General features: G+C 61.9%; 15 protein-coding genes. 14 read left to right on the top strand and 1 reads right to left on the bottom strand.

What is annotated here, in order from left to right; translation table 11 throughout:
- The first annotated feature begins 153 nt into the window (after positions 1–153).
- From rpsD to mltG, 7 genes are all read left to right on the top strand, one after another.
- Positions 154–780, top strand: coding sequence for a 30S ribosomal protein S4 (gene rpsD / locus ACVWNW_RS00230; RefSeq protein ID WP_015021916.1), 627 nt, complete (start codon positions 154–156; stop codon positions 778–780).
- 92 nt (positions 781–872) lie between these two features.
- A complete protein-coding gene (locus ACVWNW_RS00225; protein ID WP_313840455.1) occupies positions 873–1,541 on the top strand; it encodes a histidine phosphatase family protein in 669 nt (222 codons plus the stop codon).
- Between the two features lie 92 nt (positions 1,542–1,633).
- Positions 1,634–2,065, top strand: coding sequence for a DUF948 domain-containing protein (locus tag ACVWNW_RS00220; RefSeq protein WP_198190848.1), 432 nt, complete (start codon positions 1,634–1,636; stop codon positions 2,063–2,065).
- Complete coding sequence (locus ACVWNW_RS00215; RefSeq protein ID WP_046322979.1) at positions 2,065–2,304, top strand: hypothetical protein; 240 nt, start codon at positions 2,065–2,067, stop codon at positions 2,302–2,304. Before ACVWNW_RS00220 ends, ACVWNW_RS00215 begins: the two co-directional genes overlap by 1 nt.
- 166 nt (positions 2,305–2,470) lie before the next feature.
- Entirely contained in the window at positions 2,471–5,152 is a 2,682-nt protein-coding gene (gene alaS / locus ACVWNW_RS00210; RefSeq protein WP_454482380.1) for an alanine--tRNA ligase, read from the top strand.
- A gap of 7 nt (positions 5,153–5,159) precedes the next feature.
- The gene (gene ruvX, locus ACVWNW_RS00205) at positions 5,160–5,642 is read left to right on the top strand and encodes a Holliday junction resolvase RuvX (RefSeq protein WP_082097851.1); all 483 of its coding nucleotides are present in this window, start codon (positions 5,160–5,162) and stop codon (positions 5,640–5,642) included.
- The gene (mltG, locus tag ACVWNW_RS00200; protein ID WP_232339342.1) at positions 5,643–6,839 is read left to right on the top strand and encodes an endolytic transglycosylase MltG; all 1,197 of its coding nucleotides are present in this window, start codon (positions 5,643–5,645) and stop codon (positions 6,837–6,839) included.
- Positions 6,840–6,891: 52 nt separating this feature from the next.
- Here the strand turns inward: mltG and ACVWNW_RS00195 are convergent, their stop codons facing one another.
- A complete protein-coding gene (locus ACVWNW_RS00195) occupies positions 6,892–7,365 on the bottom strand; it encodes a peptidase A24 (protein WP_454482377.1) in 474 nt (157 codons plus the stop codon).
- A 62-nt stretch (positions 7,366–7,427) separates the two neighbouring features.
- Here ACVWNW_RS00195 and aroC point away from each other — a divergent pair, with 62 nt between their 5' ends.
- From aroC to sufD, 7 genes are all read left to right on the top strand, one after another.
- On the top strand, positions 7,428–8,621 hold the full coding sequence (aroC, locus tag ACVWNW_RS00190) for a chorismate synthase (RefSeq protein WP_046322975.1): 1,194 nt from the start codon (positions 7,428–7,430) through the stop codon (positions 8,619–8,621).
- Between the two features lie 13 nt (positions 8,622–8,634).
- Positions 8,635–10,266, top strand: coding sequence for a bifunctional shikimate kinase/3-dehydroquinate synthase (locus tag ACVWNW_RS00185; protein WP_454482375.1), 1,632 nt, complete (start codon positions 8,635–8,637; stop codon positions 10,264–10,266).
- A gap of 3 nt (positions 10,267–10,269) precedes the next feature.
- Positions 10,270–10,740, top strand: coding sequence for a type II 3-dehydroquinate dehydratase (gene aroQ / locus ACVWNW_RS00180; RefSeq protein ID WP_454482373.1), 471 nt, complete (start codon positions 10,270–10,272; stop codon positions 10,738–10,740).
- A complete protein-coding gene (locus ACVWNW_RS00175) occupies positions 10,737–13,280 on the top strand; it encodes an excinuclease ABC subunit UvrA (RefSeq protein WP_454482371.1) in 2,544 nt (847 codons plus the stop codon). Before aroQ ends, ACVWNW_RS00175 begins: the two co-directional genes overlap by 4 nt.
- A 65-nt stretch (positions 13,281–13,345) precedes the next feature.
- On the top strand, positions 13,346–15,010 hold the full coding sequence (locus ACVWNW_RS00170; RefSeq protein WP_046322971.1) for a CTP synthase: 1,665 nt from the start codon (positions 13,346–13,348) through the stop codon (positions 15,008–15,010).
- Positions 15,011–15,270: 260 nt separating this feature from the next.
- Complete coding sequence (gene sufB / locus ACVWNW_RS00165) at positions 15,271–16,725, top strand: Fe-S cluster assembly protein SufB (RefSeq protein ID WP_081581024.1); 1,455 nt, start codon at positions 15,271–15,273, stop codon at positions 16,723–16,725.
- Positions 16,725–17,951 carry a Fe-S cluster assembly protein SufD gene (gene sufD, locus ACVWNW_RS00160; RefSeq protein ID WP_454482369.1) on the top strand — a complete coding sequence of 409 codons (1,227 nt, stop codon included), beginning with the start codon at positions 16,725–16,727 and terminating at the stop codon, positions 17,949–17,951. Before sufB ends, sufD begins: the two co-directional genes overlap by 1 nt.
- Position 17,952: the final 1 nt, after the last annotated feature.

The following is a 17,952-nucleotide window of genomic DNA, read 5'->3' as shown; positions in this document are numbered from 1 at the left end:
TGTGCGTGAATCTATCTGGAGTCTCAGCCCATCAATGGGTCGGCGGCCGCAAGGTCGTTCGTGCTTGGCACGGTGAAGCATTGGAGAGGCCTGACTCGACGGTTCCGGCCGTCTTCGTTCAGATAACGACAGAAGCAAGTAAGGATTGCATCAATGACTAACATTCAGCGTGCACGTCGGCAGGTCCGCCTGTCCCGTGCTCTGGGCATTGCCCTGACGCCCAAGGCCCAGCGCCTGTTCGAGAAGCGCCCCTATGGCCCCGGCGAGCACGGCCGCAGCCGTCGTCGCACCGAGTCCGATTACGCCGTTCGTCTGCGGGAGAAGCAGAGGCTGCGCGCCCAGTACGGCGTCTCTGAGAAGCAACTGCGTGCCGCCTATGAGCGGGGCACCCACGAGTCCGGCCAGACCGGTGCCGCAATGCTTCGCGAGCTGGAGTGCCGCCTGGATAACCTGGTCCTGCGCGCCGGCATCGCCCGCACCACCGCTCAGGCCCGTCAGTACGTGGTTCACCGCCACATCCTGGTCGACGGCAACATCGTGGACCGGCCCTCCTACAGGGTCAAGCCCGGCCAGACCATCCAGGTCAAGCCCAAGAGCCAGACCATGGTGCCCTTCCAGATCGCAGCAGAAGGCGTCCACCGGGATGTGCTGCCAGCAGTCCCCGGCTACCTGGACGTGGACCTGGCCTCCCTGAAGGCCAGTCTGGTCCGCAAGCCCGAGCCGGAGGAGATTCCGGTTCAGATTAACATCCAGTACGTGGTCGAGTTCTACGCTCGCTGACCGCCAGCAACTTTGGGGCCCCGGTTTGTCCGGGGCCCTTTGCGTGCCAAGACCTGCCGCCCCTGCCGAAGCATGGGTGGGATAATAGAGGCATGTTGCTCCATCTGTATGCTGTCCGCCATGGGCAGACCTATTTCAATCGCTACAACCGTCTCCAGGGCTGGTCCAACTCGCCGCTGACTTCATCGGGGCTGCAGGATGCCGACCGTGCAGGCCACAAATTGAGCCAGGTGAGCTTTGCGGCCGCCTACTGCTCGGACACCACACGCGCCCAAGAGACAGTCCACAGGATCCTGGACCAGAACAAGTCGGAGAAGAAGCCTGAGCCGGTCAGTGACAGCCACTTCCGTGAGCAGTTCTACGGCTATTTCGAGGGACAGGACATGGCCATGGCCTGGTGGGCTGCAGGCGCGCCTCATGGGGCTGGCACCTACCAGCAGATCGTGGACCGTTTCGGCCTGGCAGCCACCAGGGACTTCCTCAAGGAGGCAGATCCCTTTGGCGATGCCGAGTCCGACAACGAGTATTGGACGCGGATTGCCGGCGGATTCGCCCTGATTGCCTCCGACCAGCACCTGAAGAATGACGACCGCGTCCTACTGATCTCGCACGGCAACACACTGCTTAGTTTGGTCAACCGCTTCGGCGGGGGCAGATATGACACCAGCAGCCGCCCAAGCAATGGAAGCGTCACCATATTCGACTTCGATACGGATGCCCCTTTTGAGCGGGCCCTGCAGGTACGGTCCTTCAATCGCTGAACCGGCTTCAACAGGCCGGTCATGTCCTGGACTGATAGACGGCGCGTGCTAGCGTTGTCCCCAGTATCGTACCAATGGAAGAGAGGTAGCAGATGGACGTAGGACAGATTGCCGGCCTGATAGCGGCTATTGCCTTCGCTATCCTGGCGGGGTTTCTGATCTATCCCCTGATTCGTCTGGGGAAGCTCTTCGATCAGCTGGCGCAGACCATCAAGCAGACGGGCGATCATGTGGTGCCCACCCTGGACGAGTCCACCAGCACGGTCACTCAACTCAACCAGACTCTGACTGACGTCAATCGCATCTCCGCAGCGGCCTCAACCACTGCAGGCAACGTCGGTGCTCTAACCGATCTGTACGGATCAATGCTGGGCAAGCCGGTCATCAAAGTAGCAGCCTTCCTATATGCCTTGCGCAAGACGATTTCGTCATTCCTTTCAGGAGGCCGTGACAACGCTGGAGTCCAGTCCTCAACAGCCAAAAAGGCCAATGACGGCCAAGGGAACGAGGGGAGGACCCGCTGATGTTCAAACGGATCTTCTGGCTGGGGTTGGGCGTGACAACAGGCGTGGTCCTGGTGACCAAGGCTGAGGCCTATGTGAGGGCCAATACCCCCAAGCGTGCCCGGGAATTCGTTCTGGGCGAGGACCAGGACCAGGTGGCCTCTCGGACCTTGTCCGGACTGGTGCGCCAATTCACCCAGACAATGCATCAGCGGCAGGACGAGCTGGACCGCCGCTATCTGGACCGTTTCCAGGGCTGAGCCTGGGGCGGACAGACCAGGACAGATGCACCTGGTCGGTGTAAAATCACCATATTCAGCTATGAGTCCGGAGTGCGGGCGACCTGCTCGTGCCCCGGACAACCGAGTCATTTGGACAACCCGCAAGCCCGTCGGCGTTCACCGGGTCTGAAGGAGCAGAAGCAGCATGCGCACATCGGAAATCGCCAAGCGTTTCCTCGATTATTTCCAGGGCAAGGATCATCTGGTGGTCCCATCCGCATCCCTGATCTCGCCCAATCCCACCACGCTCTTCACCATCGCCGGCATGGTCCCCTTCATCCCCTACCTGTTGGGGGAACAGACCCCGCCCAAGAGCCGGATGGCCAGCAACCAGAAGTGCGTGCGCACTCTGGACATCGACGAGGTGGGTAAGACCACCCGTCACGGCACCTTCTTCCAGATGCTGGGCAACTTCTCCTTTGGGGACTACTTCAAGGAGGAGGCCATCCACTACGCCTGGGACCTGCTGACCAAGCCCCAGGACCAGGGCGGCTACGGCTTCGACCCCGATACGATCTGGGTGACCACCTACACCGACGATGACGAGGCTCGCTCCCTATGGAAAAACGAGGGCTTCGACCCCGAGCACATGGAAATTTTGGGCATGGAGGACAACTTCTGGACCACCGGCGGCCCCGGCCCTGGCGGCCCTTGCTCTGAAATCTATGTGGACCGTGGGCCTGCTTATGGCAAGGAGGGCGGCCCCTCGGCCGATGAGAACCGGTACATCGAAATATGGGATCTGGTCTTCGAGAACTACGAGGTGGACAACGTCCGCTCCAAGACCGACCTGCACATCGTGGGCGAGCTGGAGCACAAGAACATCGACACCGGCGCCGGATTGGAGCGCCTGGCCTACCTGCTTCAGGGCAAGCAGAACATCTACGAGACCGACGAGGTCTATCCCGTCATCCAGGCGGCCGAGGGTCTGTCCGGCCGGCACTACGGCGATGACGCCCAGGATGACGTGCGCTTCCGTGTGGTGGCTGACCATGTTCGCTCGGCTTTGATGATCATGAGCGACGGCGTCCGTCCCAGCAACGTCGGCCGTGGCTATGTGCTGCGTCGTCTGCTGCGCCGGACCATCCGCTCCATGAAGATGCTGGGCGTGGACCAGGAGGTTCTGCCCCAGCTCTTCCCGGTCTCCAAGGAGGCCATGGCTCCCAGCTACCCAGAGCTCAACGACACCTTCTCCGAGGTGGCCGAATCGGCCTATGGCGAGGAGCTGGCCTTCCGCCGGACCCTGGACAAGGGGACCACCATTTTGGATACGGCCGTCAACAAGGCCAAGAGCGGGAAGGGCGACCCCGAGGTTTCGGGCAAGGATGCCTTTACCCTGCATGACACTTACGGCTTCCCCATCGAGCTGACCCTGGAGATGGCTGCCGAGCAGGGTGTCAAGGTGGACCAGGACGAGTTCCGAAAGCTCATGAATGAGCAGAAGTCCAGGGCCCGCGCCGATGCCATGAAGAAGCGGCACAACGTCGATCTGAGTGTCTACGACGATATGCGCAAGAGTCTGGACGAGCCTCAGGTCTTCCTGGGCTACACCGACTTCTCCAGCCGCTCGACCGTCCTGGGCATCATCCAGGAGGGCAAGGGGGCGGTTCCGGCTGTCAAGGCACCTGCTCAGGTTGAGGTTATTCTGGACCGCTCGCCCTTCTACGCCGAGGCCGGCGGCCAGCTGGCCGACCAGGGCGAGATATTGACCGACGATGGGGCTGTCCTGGAGGTGGACGACGTGCAGAAGCCCATCAAGGGGCTGACCATCCACCGCTGTCGGCTGACGGAGGGAACGCTGATCCTGCAGGCCAAGGTCACGGCCACCATCGACCGGAACCGGCGCGGCGCCATCGCCCGCTCGCACACCGCCACGCACATGGTCCATAAGGCTCTGCGAGAGGAACTGGGTCCCCAGGCCACGCAGCGCGGTTCCGAGGATGCACCCAACAGGCTGCGTTTCGACTTCCAGTGGTCGCAAGCCCCCAGCCGCCAGGCCATGGATGCGGTGGAATCGCGTGTCAACGACCGCCTGCGGGACAACCTGGCCGTGACCGCGCAGGAGATGAAGTATGACGATGCCATCGCCCTGGGCGCCATGCATCTGTTCGGGGAGAAGTACGGCGACGTGGTCCGTGTGGTCTCCATTGGCGAGGACGGCTGGAGCCGTGAGCTCTGCGGGGGAACCCATGTGGATCACGTGGGCAAGATCGGTGCGGTCTCCATCATGTCCGAAGCCTCGGTGGGTACCGGTGTTCGTCGTGTGGATGCCGTGGTGGGCCAGGGCGCTTACGAGTACAACGCCCGTGAGCACGCCCTGGTCTCTCAGCTTTCCGACAAGCTCAACGCCCGCCCTGACGAGCTTGAGTCAAGGATTTCGGCCCTGCTGGCCAAGCTCAAGGAGTCCGACCGCCGACTGGCGGCCACCTATGAGCAGCAGATGGCCCAGGCTGTGCCCGAACTGGCCAACCAGGCCTTGCATGCCCCGGGCGAGGTCAAGGTTGCATCCCGGAACATGGGACATTTCGGCTCGGTCGATGCTCTGCGCAAGACGGTGACCGACCTGCGGGCCCGCATGGGCGAGGAGTACCCGGTTGTGGTCGCACTGGCCGGTGTAAGCGAGGATGGCAAGCCCGTCATCTTCGTAGCCACCAACCAGGCGGCCCGTGACCGCGGTCTCAGGGCCGGCGATTTGGTCAGGACGGCTTCCAAGGTCCTGGGAGGCGGCGGTGGGGGCAAGCCTGACTTTGCCCAGGGTGGCGGCCAGGATGCCTCGGCCATCGATCGGGCCTTGAAAGCCCTGAGTGATCAGGTCCAAGAAGGCTGAGCTTCCCGTGGGATCACAGACAGCCGTGTGGCTGGGGGTGGATCTTGGTGAGGCCAGGGTGGGTCTGGCCCTGTCGGACCCGGAGCTGACCCTGGCCTTTCCCGCTGGCAACATCAAGGTTCAGGGCGACTACTTCCAAGCCCTGGACCAGGTGGAAGACCTGATTATGGACAAGTGTGTTTCCAAGGTTGTAGTCGGACACCCCTTGCTTCTGAGCGGCCAGGCTGGTCGCAGCGCAAAAAAGGCGGCCCGTTGGGTGCGTGCATTGACTGGACGCCTGCAGGAGGCCGCCCAGGATGCCGACATTGCCCCTGAGCAGCTGCCCAGTGTAGTATTGCGAGACGAACGACTGACGACCGTCAGCGCCCATCGTCAGCTATATGATGCCCGCGTGGACGGGCGAAGACATCGTCCCGTGGTCGATCAGCAGTCCGCTGTTGTGCTGTTGCAGTCGGCCCTGGACGACCAACGTGCCGACAAGGAGTGCTAATTGGCCGACGACATGCAGGAATTCTTCCAGAACAAAGTTCAGTGGGTTACCGATGGGCAGGCCCCGGTTTCCGCCATGCCGCCGCGTCCTCCTCATTCGCGCCGTGAAATGCGCCGTCGGCGCGAAAGGCGCAAGCATCGCAAGCAGATCATGATCGTTATCATCGCCCTGGCTGTTGTGCTGGCCACCTCATGCGTAGTGATTCTGGTAGGCGGGCTGCGTCATGGCGCCCCTAGGATCGTAGCCACCAAGGAGGTCGCCCCTGACTATCCAGGTCCCGGCGGACAGCCGCTGGAGTTTACTGTCGAGAGCGGTCAGGGTGCTGATCAGGTGGGTGCCAATTTGGTCAAGGCCGGGGTGGTCAAGTCCACGGCAGCCTTCCTGCACGCCATCACCAGTACCCAGTCCGAATCCAGGCTTCTGCCCGGCGTTTTCGATCTGCGTTTGCGGATGAAGGCCTCGGATGTGGTTGCCATTCTGACTGACAGCAGCAAGGCTGGAGGCTTCCTGCAGGTGCGGGCCGGCGAACGGGTCCGCGACGTGGTCGCCCGGGCCGCCCAGCTTTCCGGTGTTCCGCAGAGCGAATTCGACACCCTGATTCAAGCCAAGGGCGAGGGCATCCTGCCCCAGGAGGCACAGGGCAACTTCGAGGGGTGGCTGCAACCTGGCGAGTACGACGTGCGCAAAGCCGGGTCGGCCAAGGCCATTTTGAGCAATCTGGTGTCCAAGCGAATCGAGCACCTGGACCAGTTGGGCGTGCCCGGTGGTCAGGATCGGCAGACCATACTCAATACGGCCTCCATCACCGAGGCCGAGGTCAACAAGTCGGAATACTACAGCAAGGTGGCCCGGGTCATAGAAAACCGATTGGCCAAGGGGATGCCCTTGGGCATGGACAGCACCGTGGCATACTCCAACAATGTCTCCGCCTTGAAGCTGACCGATGCCATGTTGAAGAACGCCGATGACCCCTACAACACCAGGGTCCATCCGGGTCTGCCTCCAGGCCCCATCGGCAGCCCTGGGGATGAGGCCATCCAAGCAGTCATGCACCCTGAGTCGGGCGACTGGCTCTATTTCGTCACTGTGAACATGGATACAGGAGAGACCAGGTTCAGCGACAACCAGGATCAGTTCAACCGGGATGTCAAGGAGTACAAGGCCTGGGAGTCCCAGCACAACCAGCAGGGCGAGTAGCGCTTTTTCCCTGGATTTCAAGGTCTCAATTGTCAACTAGATGCATACGGCATTAGAAGGCATTGATTATTAAGGCCGTTACCGCTGCGGCGAGGATGATCGGGACATAGGCCAGCGAGAGTGGGGTGTTTGTTCTGTCTGATCTGCGGCGGCGTGCCAACCAGACCAAAGCCAGCGCGACCAGTCCCAGCAGCCCCATCATCAACCACCAAACCAGGATGGTTGTCCATCCCAGAACTGACAGGCTCAGGGCGACCAGACCCGTGGCGGTCACGTCGCCCAGCCCCAAGGCACCGGGTCGGACCAGGGCCAGCAGAAACTGAAGGCCTGCAGAGGCCAGAGTCAGCAGCAGGCACTGCGTGAGCAGCATCATCCGACCCAGGATTAGCGCAAAGACCAGCAGGACCACGGTCTGCAATACCAGTCCCACGAGCACCAGAAGACGTGGGACTCGCCGGGTGCGGATATCGATCAGGGCCAGGAGGAGGGCGATCAGCAGTCCCGGCGCTGGGATGAGGTAGACCATCTTCTAAGATAATCATACGTAGCCCTAACCTGGCAAACGAGGAACGAACGAGGAGCTTGAATATGTTGCGCTGGCAGACGGCAGGGGAATCCCATGGAGAGGCCCTAGTGGCCATGTTGGAGGGTCTGCCCGCCGGGGTTGCCGTGTCCACCAAGGATATTGAATCAGCCCTGGCTCGCCGCCGGTTGGGCTATGGTCGCGGGGCCAGGATGGGCTTTGAGCAGGACCGGGTGCGACTGTTGACCGGTGTCAGGCATGGACGGACGCTCGGTTCGCCAGTGGCCATCGAGATCGGTAACACTGAGTGGCCCAAGTGGGAGCAGGTGATGAGTGTGGACGAGCTGCCTGCCGATCAGGAGCCTCCGGCCACCGGTCGTAATGCACCACTGACCAGGCCCAGACCCGGCCACGCCGATCTGACCGGTATGCGCAAGTATGGGTTTACAGATGCGCGTCCGGTACTTGAGCGTTCCTCGGCCAGGGAGACTGCCTCCCGGGTTGCTCTGGGATCGGTGGCTGCCGACTTCCTGCAGCAAGCCTTGGGCATACGAACTGTCTCCCATGTCATCTCTATAGCCGGTGTCGGCTTGGAGGGTCATGAAGTCACGCCCGGCCCTGAGGACGCACCCGCCTTGGATGCCTCGCCGGTCAGGACTCTGGACAAGGACGCTGAGAAGCGGATGATGGCCAGAATCGATCAGATCAAGAAGGACGGCGACACCGCTGGTGGGGTCTTCGAGGTCATCGCTTATGGCGTGCCTGCGGGCTTGGGCACTTATGTGGAGGACGACCGGCGTTTGGATGCGGCCCTGGCCAGCGCCTTCATGGGCATTCAAGCCATCAAGGGCGTGGAGATCGGCGACGGATTCAGCGAGGCTGATCGTCCAGGATCGCAGGCCCATGACGAAATGGAGCCCGGTCCTGACGGCACCATTCGCAGGCTCAGCAACCATGCAGGCGGTCTGGAGGGTGGCACGTCCAACGGCCAGCCCATTAGGGTGAGGGCCGCCATGAAGCCCATCTCCTCGGTGCCGCGGGCTCTGCGTACGGTGGATGTGGCCACCGGACTGCCTGCCCAGGCCATCCATCAGCGTTCCGATGTGACCGCCGTGCCTGCCGCTGCAGTGATCGGCGAAGCTATGATGAACCTGACCCTGGCGCGATTCGCTTTGGAGAAGTTCGGCGGCGACTCGCTCGAAGAGGTTCGGCGCAATGCCCAGGCCTACCTTCAGTCCTGGCCCGAGCATCTGCGGTGAGGGGCGGTCTTGCATGATTGAAAGCAACAGCATGCCCAAGGCCGTCGTCATCGGCATGCCCGGTGCGGGCAAGACCCGTCTGGGCAGGGAGACAGCCACCCTGATCAAGGCGCCCTTCCGGGACACGGACCAGTGCATTGAGGAAGAGGCAGGCCAATCGGTCAGTGAGATCTTTGACGCTCAGGGCGAGCAGGCTTTCCGAGACATGGAGACCGGGGTGATCCTGGACCTGCTGAAGGACTTTTCCGGTGGAATCCTGTCCTTGGGAGGAGGTGCTCCAATGAGCACCGAGGTCTTTCAGGCGCTGCAGGAATATCGGCGGGCAGGCGGAGCTGTGGTCTACCTGCAGATCGACCCGGAGGAGGGGGTCAGTCGGGCGGTTCGGTCGGATCATCGCCCCCTTCTTCGCGGTGCCGCATCGGAGCGCTGGATGGCCCTCTATCGTGAGCGCCGCAGCGTCTACCAGGGGCTGGCCACCATCACCCTCAAATCCAGGAACACCACCCCCCGGGCCCTGGCCCGTCGTCTGGCCGATGCCTTGACTGAGCGGGTGGTTCACGTAAGCGGTCCCGACCCCTACGATGTCAGGATCGGTGCAGGAGTGACCGGGCGGTTGCATGAGATGCTTGGAGACCAGGCCATGCGCGTGGCCCTGATTCACACCCAGCCCGTCCAACGCCATTCGGACCATGCCCGTGCCCTCCTCCGTCAGGCCGGGTATCAAGTGGTGGATCTGACCATTCCCGATGCGGAGGCCGGCAAGACCATTCAGGTCAGCCAGGGGATCTGGGAGCGCCTGGCCACCGAGGGTTTCACCCGTTCCGACGCGGTTGTAGGACTAGGTGGGGGAGCGGCTACAGACCAAGCTGGGTTCATCGCCGCCACCTGGATGCGAGGTATCCGTTATGTGAACTGTCCGACCTCTCTGCTGGCCATGGTCGATGCCTCTACCGGAGGCAAAACCGGCATCAACCTGGAGCAGGGCAAGAATCTGGTCGGCAGCTTCTATACCCCTGCCGGTGTCCTGGCCGATCTGCGAACCCTGCGGACCCTGCCCAATGAGATTTTTGTAGAGGGCCTGGGCGAGGTGGCCAAGTCTGGTTTCATCATGGACGGCGGCATTCTGAGTGAACTTGAGGAGCGGGCCGACTCCCTTCGTTCCTTCGATGGGCAGGAGTCCGACCAGTGGTTCGGCACGGTGGTCCAGGATCTGATTGAACGCACCGTAGAGGTCAAGGCCCGGCATGTCTCAGTGGACCTCAAGGAATCCGGCTTGCGGGAGTTCCTCAACTATGGTCACACCCTGGGCCACGCCATCGAGAAGATCGAACACTTCACCTGGCGGCATGGTCAGGCCGTGTCCGTGGGCATGGTCTTCGCAGCCGAGTTGGCCAGGATCACCGGCCACCTGGATCAGGATGCGGTCGACTACCACCGGCAGCTTCTTTCCTCCCTAGGCTTGCGAACCTGGTGGAATGGGGGAGACTTCGACCAGGTACTGGCGCTCATGCATAGGGACAAAAAGGCCCGCGGCAACAAGTTGCGGTTTATCATTCTTGATGGTTTGGGCGAACCCACCCACCTGGACGACCCGCCGGTTTCGGCGCTCAAGGAGGCCTTCCAGGCCATACGCAAGGAGGAATGACAGATGGCGGATGCCGACAAGGGCAGGCAGACGGTTCTGGTGGTCAACGGACCCAACCTGGGTCGGCTGGGAGTGCGCGACCCTGATGTTTACGGTCGTCAGGATCTGGCTACTCTGACCCGTGACTGCGAAGACTGGGGTCAGCAACTGGGTCTGGATGTCCAGGTGCTGCAATCGGACGACGAAGGCCAGGTCATTCGCTGGATGCATCAGGCCGTGGACCAAGGCAGCGCAGTGGTGCTCAACCCGGCGGCTTTCACCCACTACAGCTACGGGCTTGCCGATGCCGCCGTTCAGATCACCCAAGCAGGGTTGCCGCTGATGGAGGTTCATATTTCCAATCCTTCGTCCAGGGAGGCCTTCCGCCGACGCAGCGTCATCTCACCGGTGGCCACCGGCACCATCACCGGCATGGGCTTCTATGGCTACCGGCTTGCCCTGGAAGCTGTGGCCCATCTGTTGGAGAGCGCATGAGTGAGAGTGGAGAGACCGGCAAGAAACTCTCCGCACCGCCCAAGGCCATCCTTGTCCGCGGCGCCAGGGTCCACAACCTGCACAATCTGGATGTCGACATTCCTTTGAATCACTTGGTGGGCATTGCCGGGGTCTCGGGCTCCGGCAAGTCCTCCCTGGCTCTGGGGGTCCTCTACGCCGAGGGGTCCCGGCGTTATTTGGAATCCTTATCCACCTACACCAGGAGGCGGATGACCCAGGCCCAACGCCCCCAGGTGGACTCGGTGCGCTTTCTGCCGCCGGCTTTAGCTCTGCGTCAACGGCCGGGCGTGGGAGGCATGCGCTCCACTTTCGGCACCGCCACCGAGCTGCTCAATGTACTTCGGCTGATGTTCTCACGGCTGGCCAGCCATGTCTGCCCCAATGGCCATCGCCAGGAGCCCACCCTGGCTGTGGCAGCCGAGATACCCATCGCCTGCCCTACTTGCGGTGCTAAAGTGGAGCCTCCCAGCGCTGAGGAGCTGGCCTTCAACTCTCTGGGAGCCTGCCCTACCTGCCAGGGGACCGGGACCGTGCGCGAGGTGGACGATGCCACCCTGGTTCCCGATGGCAGTCTGACTATCGACCAGGGTGCCGTGGTGCCTTGGCGAACCTTCGGTTTCAACGTCCAGCCAGACATCGTCCGCGAGTTCGGAGTCCGCACCGACGTACCTTGGCGGGACCTGACCGATCGGGAGCGGAAGATCGTTTTCGAGGGGCCGGCTGAGAAGAAGCACATCACCATCACTTCGGTCAAGGGGGTTCACGAGCTGGACTTCACTTTCCGCAACGCACGCTTGACCGTGACCGAGGAGCTCAAGAGGGCTAATGATGACAAGCGACTGGCCAAGGTGGCCAAGTTTCTGACTGAGCGGACCTGCCCGGACTGCAAGGGTACCCGGCTCAACCAGCGAGCGCGTCTGCCTGAGATCAATGGGGACAATCTGGCCACGGTTACCTCCTGGCCTCTGGACAAGGTGCTGGGCTGGGGTCGAAAGTTGCCGCCCACGCTGCCTGAACCCATGCAGCCCATGGCTTCGGCCCTCTGCAGGACCCTGGACGAGATGGGCAGGCGGTTGATTCAGTTGGGACTGAGCTACCTGACCTTGGACCGCTCCAGCGCATCCCTGTCCACAGGTGAGAGGCAGCGGGCCCAGCTAGCCAGGGCGGTGCGCAATGAGACCACAGGCGTGCTCTATGTGCTGGACGAGCCCTCGACCGGTCTGCATCCTGCCAACCTGGAGGGGCTTATAGGGGTCATGCGCGACCTGCTGGCTGATGGCAATTCGGTGGTTTTCGTCGACCACGATGTCAAGGTCCTAGAATCAGCCGATTATCTGATCGAAATGGGTCCCGGGGCAGGGGAGCGCGGCGGCAGGATCCTGGCCCAGGGAGCTCCTGAACGGATCGCTGCGAATCCGGACTCGCGCATCGCAGGTTTTCTGGATGGACGCGAACCTGTTCTGGTACGGGACCGTCACCCTATGCCGGCAGGAGATGGATGGATTCGCATGCAGTCAGGACTCATTCACACGGTCCGCCCTCTGGATCTGGCCATTCCTCGTGGGTGCATGACGGCTGTTACCGGCGTATCCGGCTCAGGCAAGACCACCATGATCCTGGAGTCCTTGGTCCCGGCCCTGCAGGCTTGCATCCAGGGCGACCCCATGCCCAAACATGTGCACAGTCTGGACCCAGCCGGCATCGACAGGGTTCGTCTGGTGGATTCCTCGCCCATCGGCATCAACGTGCGCTCCACGGTGGCCACCTACTCAGGGCTCATGGACCGGTTGCGCCGCCTCTTCGCGGCCACTGACCAGGCGAAAAAGGACAAGCTGGGCATCTCAGCATTCTCATACAACACAGGATCACTGCGCTGTCCCCAGTGCGACGGAACCGGCCAGATCAGCCTGGACGTGCAGTTCCTGCCCGACATCCCCATCACTTGCCCCAGCTGTCAGAGTCGTCGATATCGTCCGGAGGCCGAGCATTACCGTCTGTCCACACCGGCACACCCCAAGCCGCTGAGCCTGCCCGATCTGCTGGCCATGGAGGTGGGCCGGGCGCTGGAGGTCTTTGCGCAGGGCCGCGAGTACACGGCCATTCGCCGAGGCTTGCAGACTTTGAAGGACTTGGGTCTGGACTACTTGACACTGGGAGAGGACACTCCCTCCCTGTCTGGCGGGGAGGCCCAGCGGCTGAAGCTGTCCAACGAATTGGGCCGCAGGCAGAATGGTTCCATGTTCGTCTTGGACGAGCCCACTACAGGTCTGCATCCCTTGGATGTGCGCGTCCTGATTGGAGTGCTGGAGCGTCTGGTCAGCAAGGGGGCCACAGTGGTGTTCATCGAGCACGATCTGGACATGATCGCCAACGCCGACCATGTGGTCGATATGGGTCCGGGCGGCGGCGATCGTGGCGGAAGAATCGTAGCTCAGGGCGACCCTGAATCTGTGGCCCGCAACCCTGATTCAGTGACCGGTCGCTACCTGGCTGACCACCTGCATCTGAGTCGTCCCTGAAACCTTCCGTTCTCCTCGAGTGTTGGCCGGTTTCTGGTCGCTCCTGCCTGATAGGCTGAAGTTCCATGGTCAGAGAACATGGAAATTCGCAAGGGCATATCACCAAACACATTTTCGTCACCGGCGGCGTGGTTTCTTCACTGGGCAAGGGACTGACCGCATCATCTCTGGGCCGACTGCTGAGAAGCCGCGGAATCCGCGTTCTTCAACAGAAGCTGGATCCCTACATCAACGTCGATCCGGGGACCATGAACCCCTTCCAACACGGCGAAGTCTACGTGACCGAGGATGGGGCCGAAACCGATCTGGACATCGGCCACTATGAGCGTTTCACCGATGTCTTCCTCTCCCAGAAGGCCAACGTGACCACCGGTCAGATTTACCAGTCTGTTCTGCGTAAGGAGCGGGCGGGGGAATACCTGGGCCAGTGCGTCCAGGTCATTCCCCACGTGACCAACGAAATCAAGAGCCGCATGCGGGCCCAGGCCAGCGACGATGTGGACGTGATCATCACCGAGATCGGCGGGACTGTGGGCGACATCGAGTCCCAGCCCTTCATGGAAGCCGCCCGCGAGGTGCGTCGGGACATCGGCCCGGACAACTGCATGTTCGTCCATGTCTCCCTGGTGCCCTACGTGGCCGCCGCCCACGAGCTCAAGACCAAGCCCACCCAGCACTCGGTCATGGCCCTGCGCCAGCTGGGCATCGCCCCCGATGCCCTGGTGCTGCGCTCCGACCGGCCGCTCAACCAAGGCATCAAGGACAAGATCTCCCTCATGTGCGACGTGGATGCCGAGGGCGTAGTCAACTGCGTGGATGCGCCCAGCATCTACGACGTGCCCAAGATCCTCTATAAGGAGGGCCTTGACACCTACGTGGTGCGTAAGCTGGGGTTGCCCTTCCACGACGTCGACTGGAACGAGTGGGAGGACCTGCTGGACCGAGTCCACAATCCCCGTACCAAGGTGGCCATCGCCATCGTGGGCAAGTACATCGACCTGCCTGATGCCTACCTGTCGGTTATCGAGGCGCTGAAGGCCGGCGGCTTCGCCAACCGTTCCCAGGTCCAGGTCAAGCTGGTGGCAGCCGACACCTGCGAGACCATGGATGGTGCCCGCAAGGCCCTGGAGGGCGTGGATGGCATCGTGGTTCCCGGCGGCTTCGGCATCCGCGGCATCGAGGGCAAGATTGGCGCCCTTCGCTACGCCCGCGAGACTGGCCTGCCTGCCCTGGGACTCTGCCTGGGTCTGCAGTCCATGGTCATCGAGTTCGCCCGCCACGTCCTGGGGCTGGAGGACGCCAACTCCTCGGAGTTCGAGCCTGACTGCGAAAACCCGGTCATCGCCACCATGGAGGAACAGAAGGACATCGTGGCCGGCCATGGCGACATGGGCCACACCATGCGGCTGGGCGCCTATCCAGCAGTGCTCAAGCCAGATTCCTTGGTGGCCCGGCTCTATGGCTCGACCGAGATCTCCGAGCGTCACCGCCACCGCTATGAGGTCAACGTGGCCTACAAGGAGCGGCTGGACAAGGCCGGCCTGCACATCTCGGGCACCAGCCCGGATGGGCAGCTGACCGAGTTCGTAGAGCTCTCCCAGGACCAGCATCCCTTCTATGTGGGCACCCAGGCCCACCCGGAGTTCAAGTCCCGGCCCACCAAGCCGCACCCCCTCTTCGCCGGCCTGGTCAAGGCCAGCCTGGAGCACGGAGGACAGGAGGCCGCCTGAGGTCAATCCGTTTTCAAAAACGTTGACTATGATCGCCCGTTTCCCTCTTATGGGAAGCGGGCGATTGTCCGTATCGGTACTGCTGTCAAGAGGTAGGGCCGGATTCCTTAGAGAGCGTAAGCCGGGGTCTGGCGGTTCATTATGGTCCCGGTTATCCTGTAATGGTGTGAACGGCCGCATATGGCGGCCGTGCGTGTGTTAGGAGGTCTCAGCTCGTGGACAGCACCTCGCAGCGGACAGACACATCGCGGGATGTGGAAATGAGCCAGTACGTGGCCGACCGCTCCCGCGTCAACGAAGAAAAAATCAAAAAAGACGACCAAATCATCTCCGAGTTCGGCGACTATACCTATGGCTGGCACGACTCCGATGATGCCGGGCGCAATGCCCACAAGGGCATTGACGAGGATGTCGTCCGTGCCATCTCGGCCGACAAGGGCGAGCCTGACTGGATGCTGCAGATGCGTCTCAAGGGCTATCGGGCCTTCATGGAAAAGCCCATGCCCAAGTGGGGCGTGGATTTAAGCGGGTTCGATGCCGACGACTTCAAGTACTATGTCAAGCCCTTAAAGGAGCAGGCCAAGGACTGGAAGGACCTGCCCGACGACATCCGCACCACCTATGACCGGCTGGGCATCCCCGAGGCCGAGAAGAAGCGGCTGGTCTCCGGTGTTGCCGCCCAGTACGAGTCTGAGGTCATCTACAACTCCATCCGCGACGACTTGCGCAAACAGGGGGTCATCTTCCTGGATACGGACACGGCCTTGAAAGAGTACCCAGACCTCTTCCGCAAGTACTTCGCCACGGTCATCCCCCCGGACGACAACAAGTTCGCCGCACTGAACACGGCGGCCTGGTCGGGTGGATCCTTCGTCTACGTGCCCAAGGGAGTCCATGTGGACATCCCCCTGCAGGCCTACTTCCGTATCAACACGCCCAATATGGGCCAGTTCGAGCGCACGCTGATCATTGCCGACGAGGGTTCCTACGTCCATTACGTGGAGGGCTGCACAGCACCCATTTACTCCACTGACTCTTTGCACGCGGCCAACGTGGAGATTGTGGTCGAACCTCATGCCCGTGTCCGCTACACCACGGTCCAGAACTGGTCCAACAACGTCTACAATTTGGTCACTCAGCGTGCCTATGTGCGCGAGGGCGGCACCATGGAGTGGGTGGACGGCAACATCGGGTCCAAGGCGACCATGAAATATCCGGCCTGCATCCTGGCCGAGCCCTACGCCAAGGCCGAGACCCTCTCCCTGGGCTTCGCTGGCAAGGGGCAGTACCAGGACACGGGTGCCAAGATGATTCACCTGGCACCCCATACCTCATCCACCATCGTCTCCAAGTCCATCTCCCGCAACGGGGGAAGGGCCGCTTACCGAGGCCTGGTCAAGATCATCAAGGGCGCCGAGAAGTCTTCTTCTTCGGTGGTCTGCGACGCCTTGCTGGTGGACGACTACTCCCGCTCGGATACCTACCCGCACGTGGATGTTCGCGAGGACGACGTCTCCATGGCTCATGAGGCCACCGTCTCCAAGGTCTCCGAGGACCAGCTCTTCTATCTGATGAGCCGCGGCCTGGAGGAGAAGGAGGCCATGGGCATGATTGTGCGCGGGTTCGTGGAGCCCATTTCCCGGCAGCTGCCCATGGAGTACGCGTTGGAGCTTAACCGCTTGGTCGAATTGCAGATGGAGGGTTCGGTAGGCTGATGTCACGAAACAGCGAAATAACCATTCCGCATGCGGATCCCAAGGATCCCTATGCTTTCCCGGCCACCATGCCGTCTAGTGCCGACAAGGAGCCACGTTCCTTCAACCCTGATGACTTTCCCATGCCTACCCGCAAGCAGGATGACTGGCGGTTTACCCCCATCGACCGGATGGAGGAGTTCTTCACTGTCTTCAAGCCCAGTGGTCTGACCAAGGTCTCAGTCACCATGATTGACGGGTCCGAACCGCCCGCAGATCAGGTCAGCTTCAGCCAGATTCCCATGGATCAGGCTCCCTGCGGCACCGTCCTCAAGCCCAGCGACCGAGCAGCTGCTGTGGAGTGGGCCAGCGGCAAGCAGGCGACCGTGGTCAATCTCAAGGGCACCCTGGATCAGCCCGTGCTGGTCCGTGTCAATGGTGGCGGCCCCGAACTGGATGCTTTCCACCTGGTGATCAAGGCCGAAGCGGGTACCAAGGCCGATCTGGTGGTCGAGCACCAGGGCCAGGCACGTCTGGCTGAGGGGGTTGAAATCGACATCGGTGACAATTCGCAGATGTCGACCACCTTCATTCAGGAGTGGGACAAGGGCAGCAAGCATGTAGGCAACCACCGCATTCACCTGGGCGCCGAGGCCTCCCTACGCCACTCTGTGGTCAGTCTGGGCTGCGATGTCGTGCGGCTGCGCATGGACCAGGACTTCGGCGGCGAGCAGGGCGACCTGAACATGCTGGGCATCTACTTCGTCGATCCCGGCCAGCACATGGAACACCGGACCATGGTGGTGCACAACCATCCCAACTGCAAGTCCCGTGTGGTCTACAAGGGTGCCTTGGACGGAATCGGCGCGCACACCACCTGGGTGGGCAACGCGCTCATTCAGCCGACTGCGCCTGGAACCGACTCATACGAGCTCAACCGGAACCTGGTTCTGACCCCTGGGGCCATCGCCGATTCCGAGCCCAACCTGGAGATCGAGAACGGCGACATCATCGGGGCAGGTCATGCGAGTTCGGTCGGACGCTTCGACGACGAGGAGCTCTTCTACTTGCAGTCCCGCGGCATTCCCGAGCAGGAGGCCCGCAAGCTGGTGGTTCGAGGCTTCTTCGGTGAACTGGTGGAGGAGATTGACGTCCCCAGCGTCTCCGGGCACCTGATGGGGGTCATCGACCGCAGGCTGGCGGCCGGCGAGGATCAAGAGATGCAGCACGTTTTGGAGGAGAACTGAC

It is taken from the genome of Bifidobacterium sp. JNUCC 75 (genome assembly GCF_054819865.1).
The sequence above is the reverse complement of the archived record's forward strand: the minus strand, read 5'-3'. Positions and strand labels throughout refer to the sequence as shown.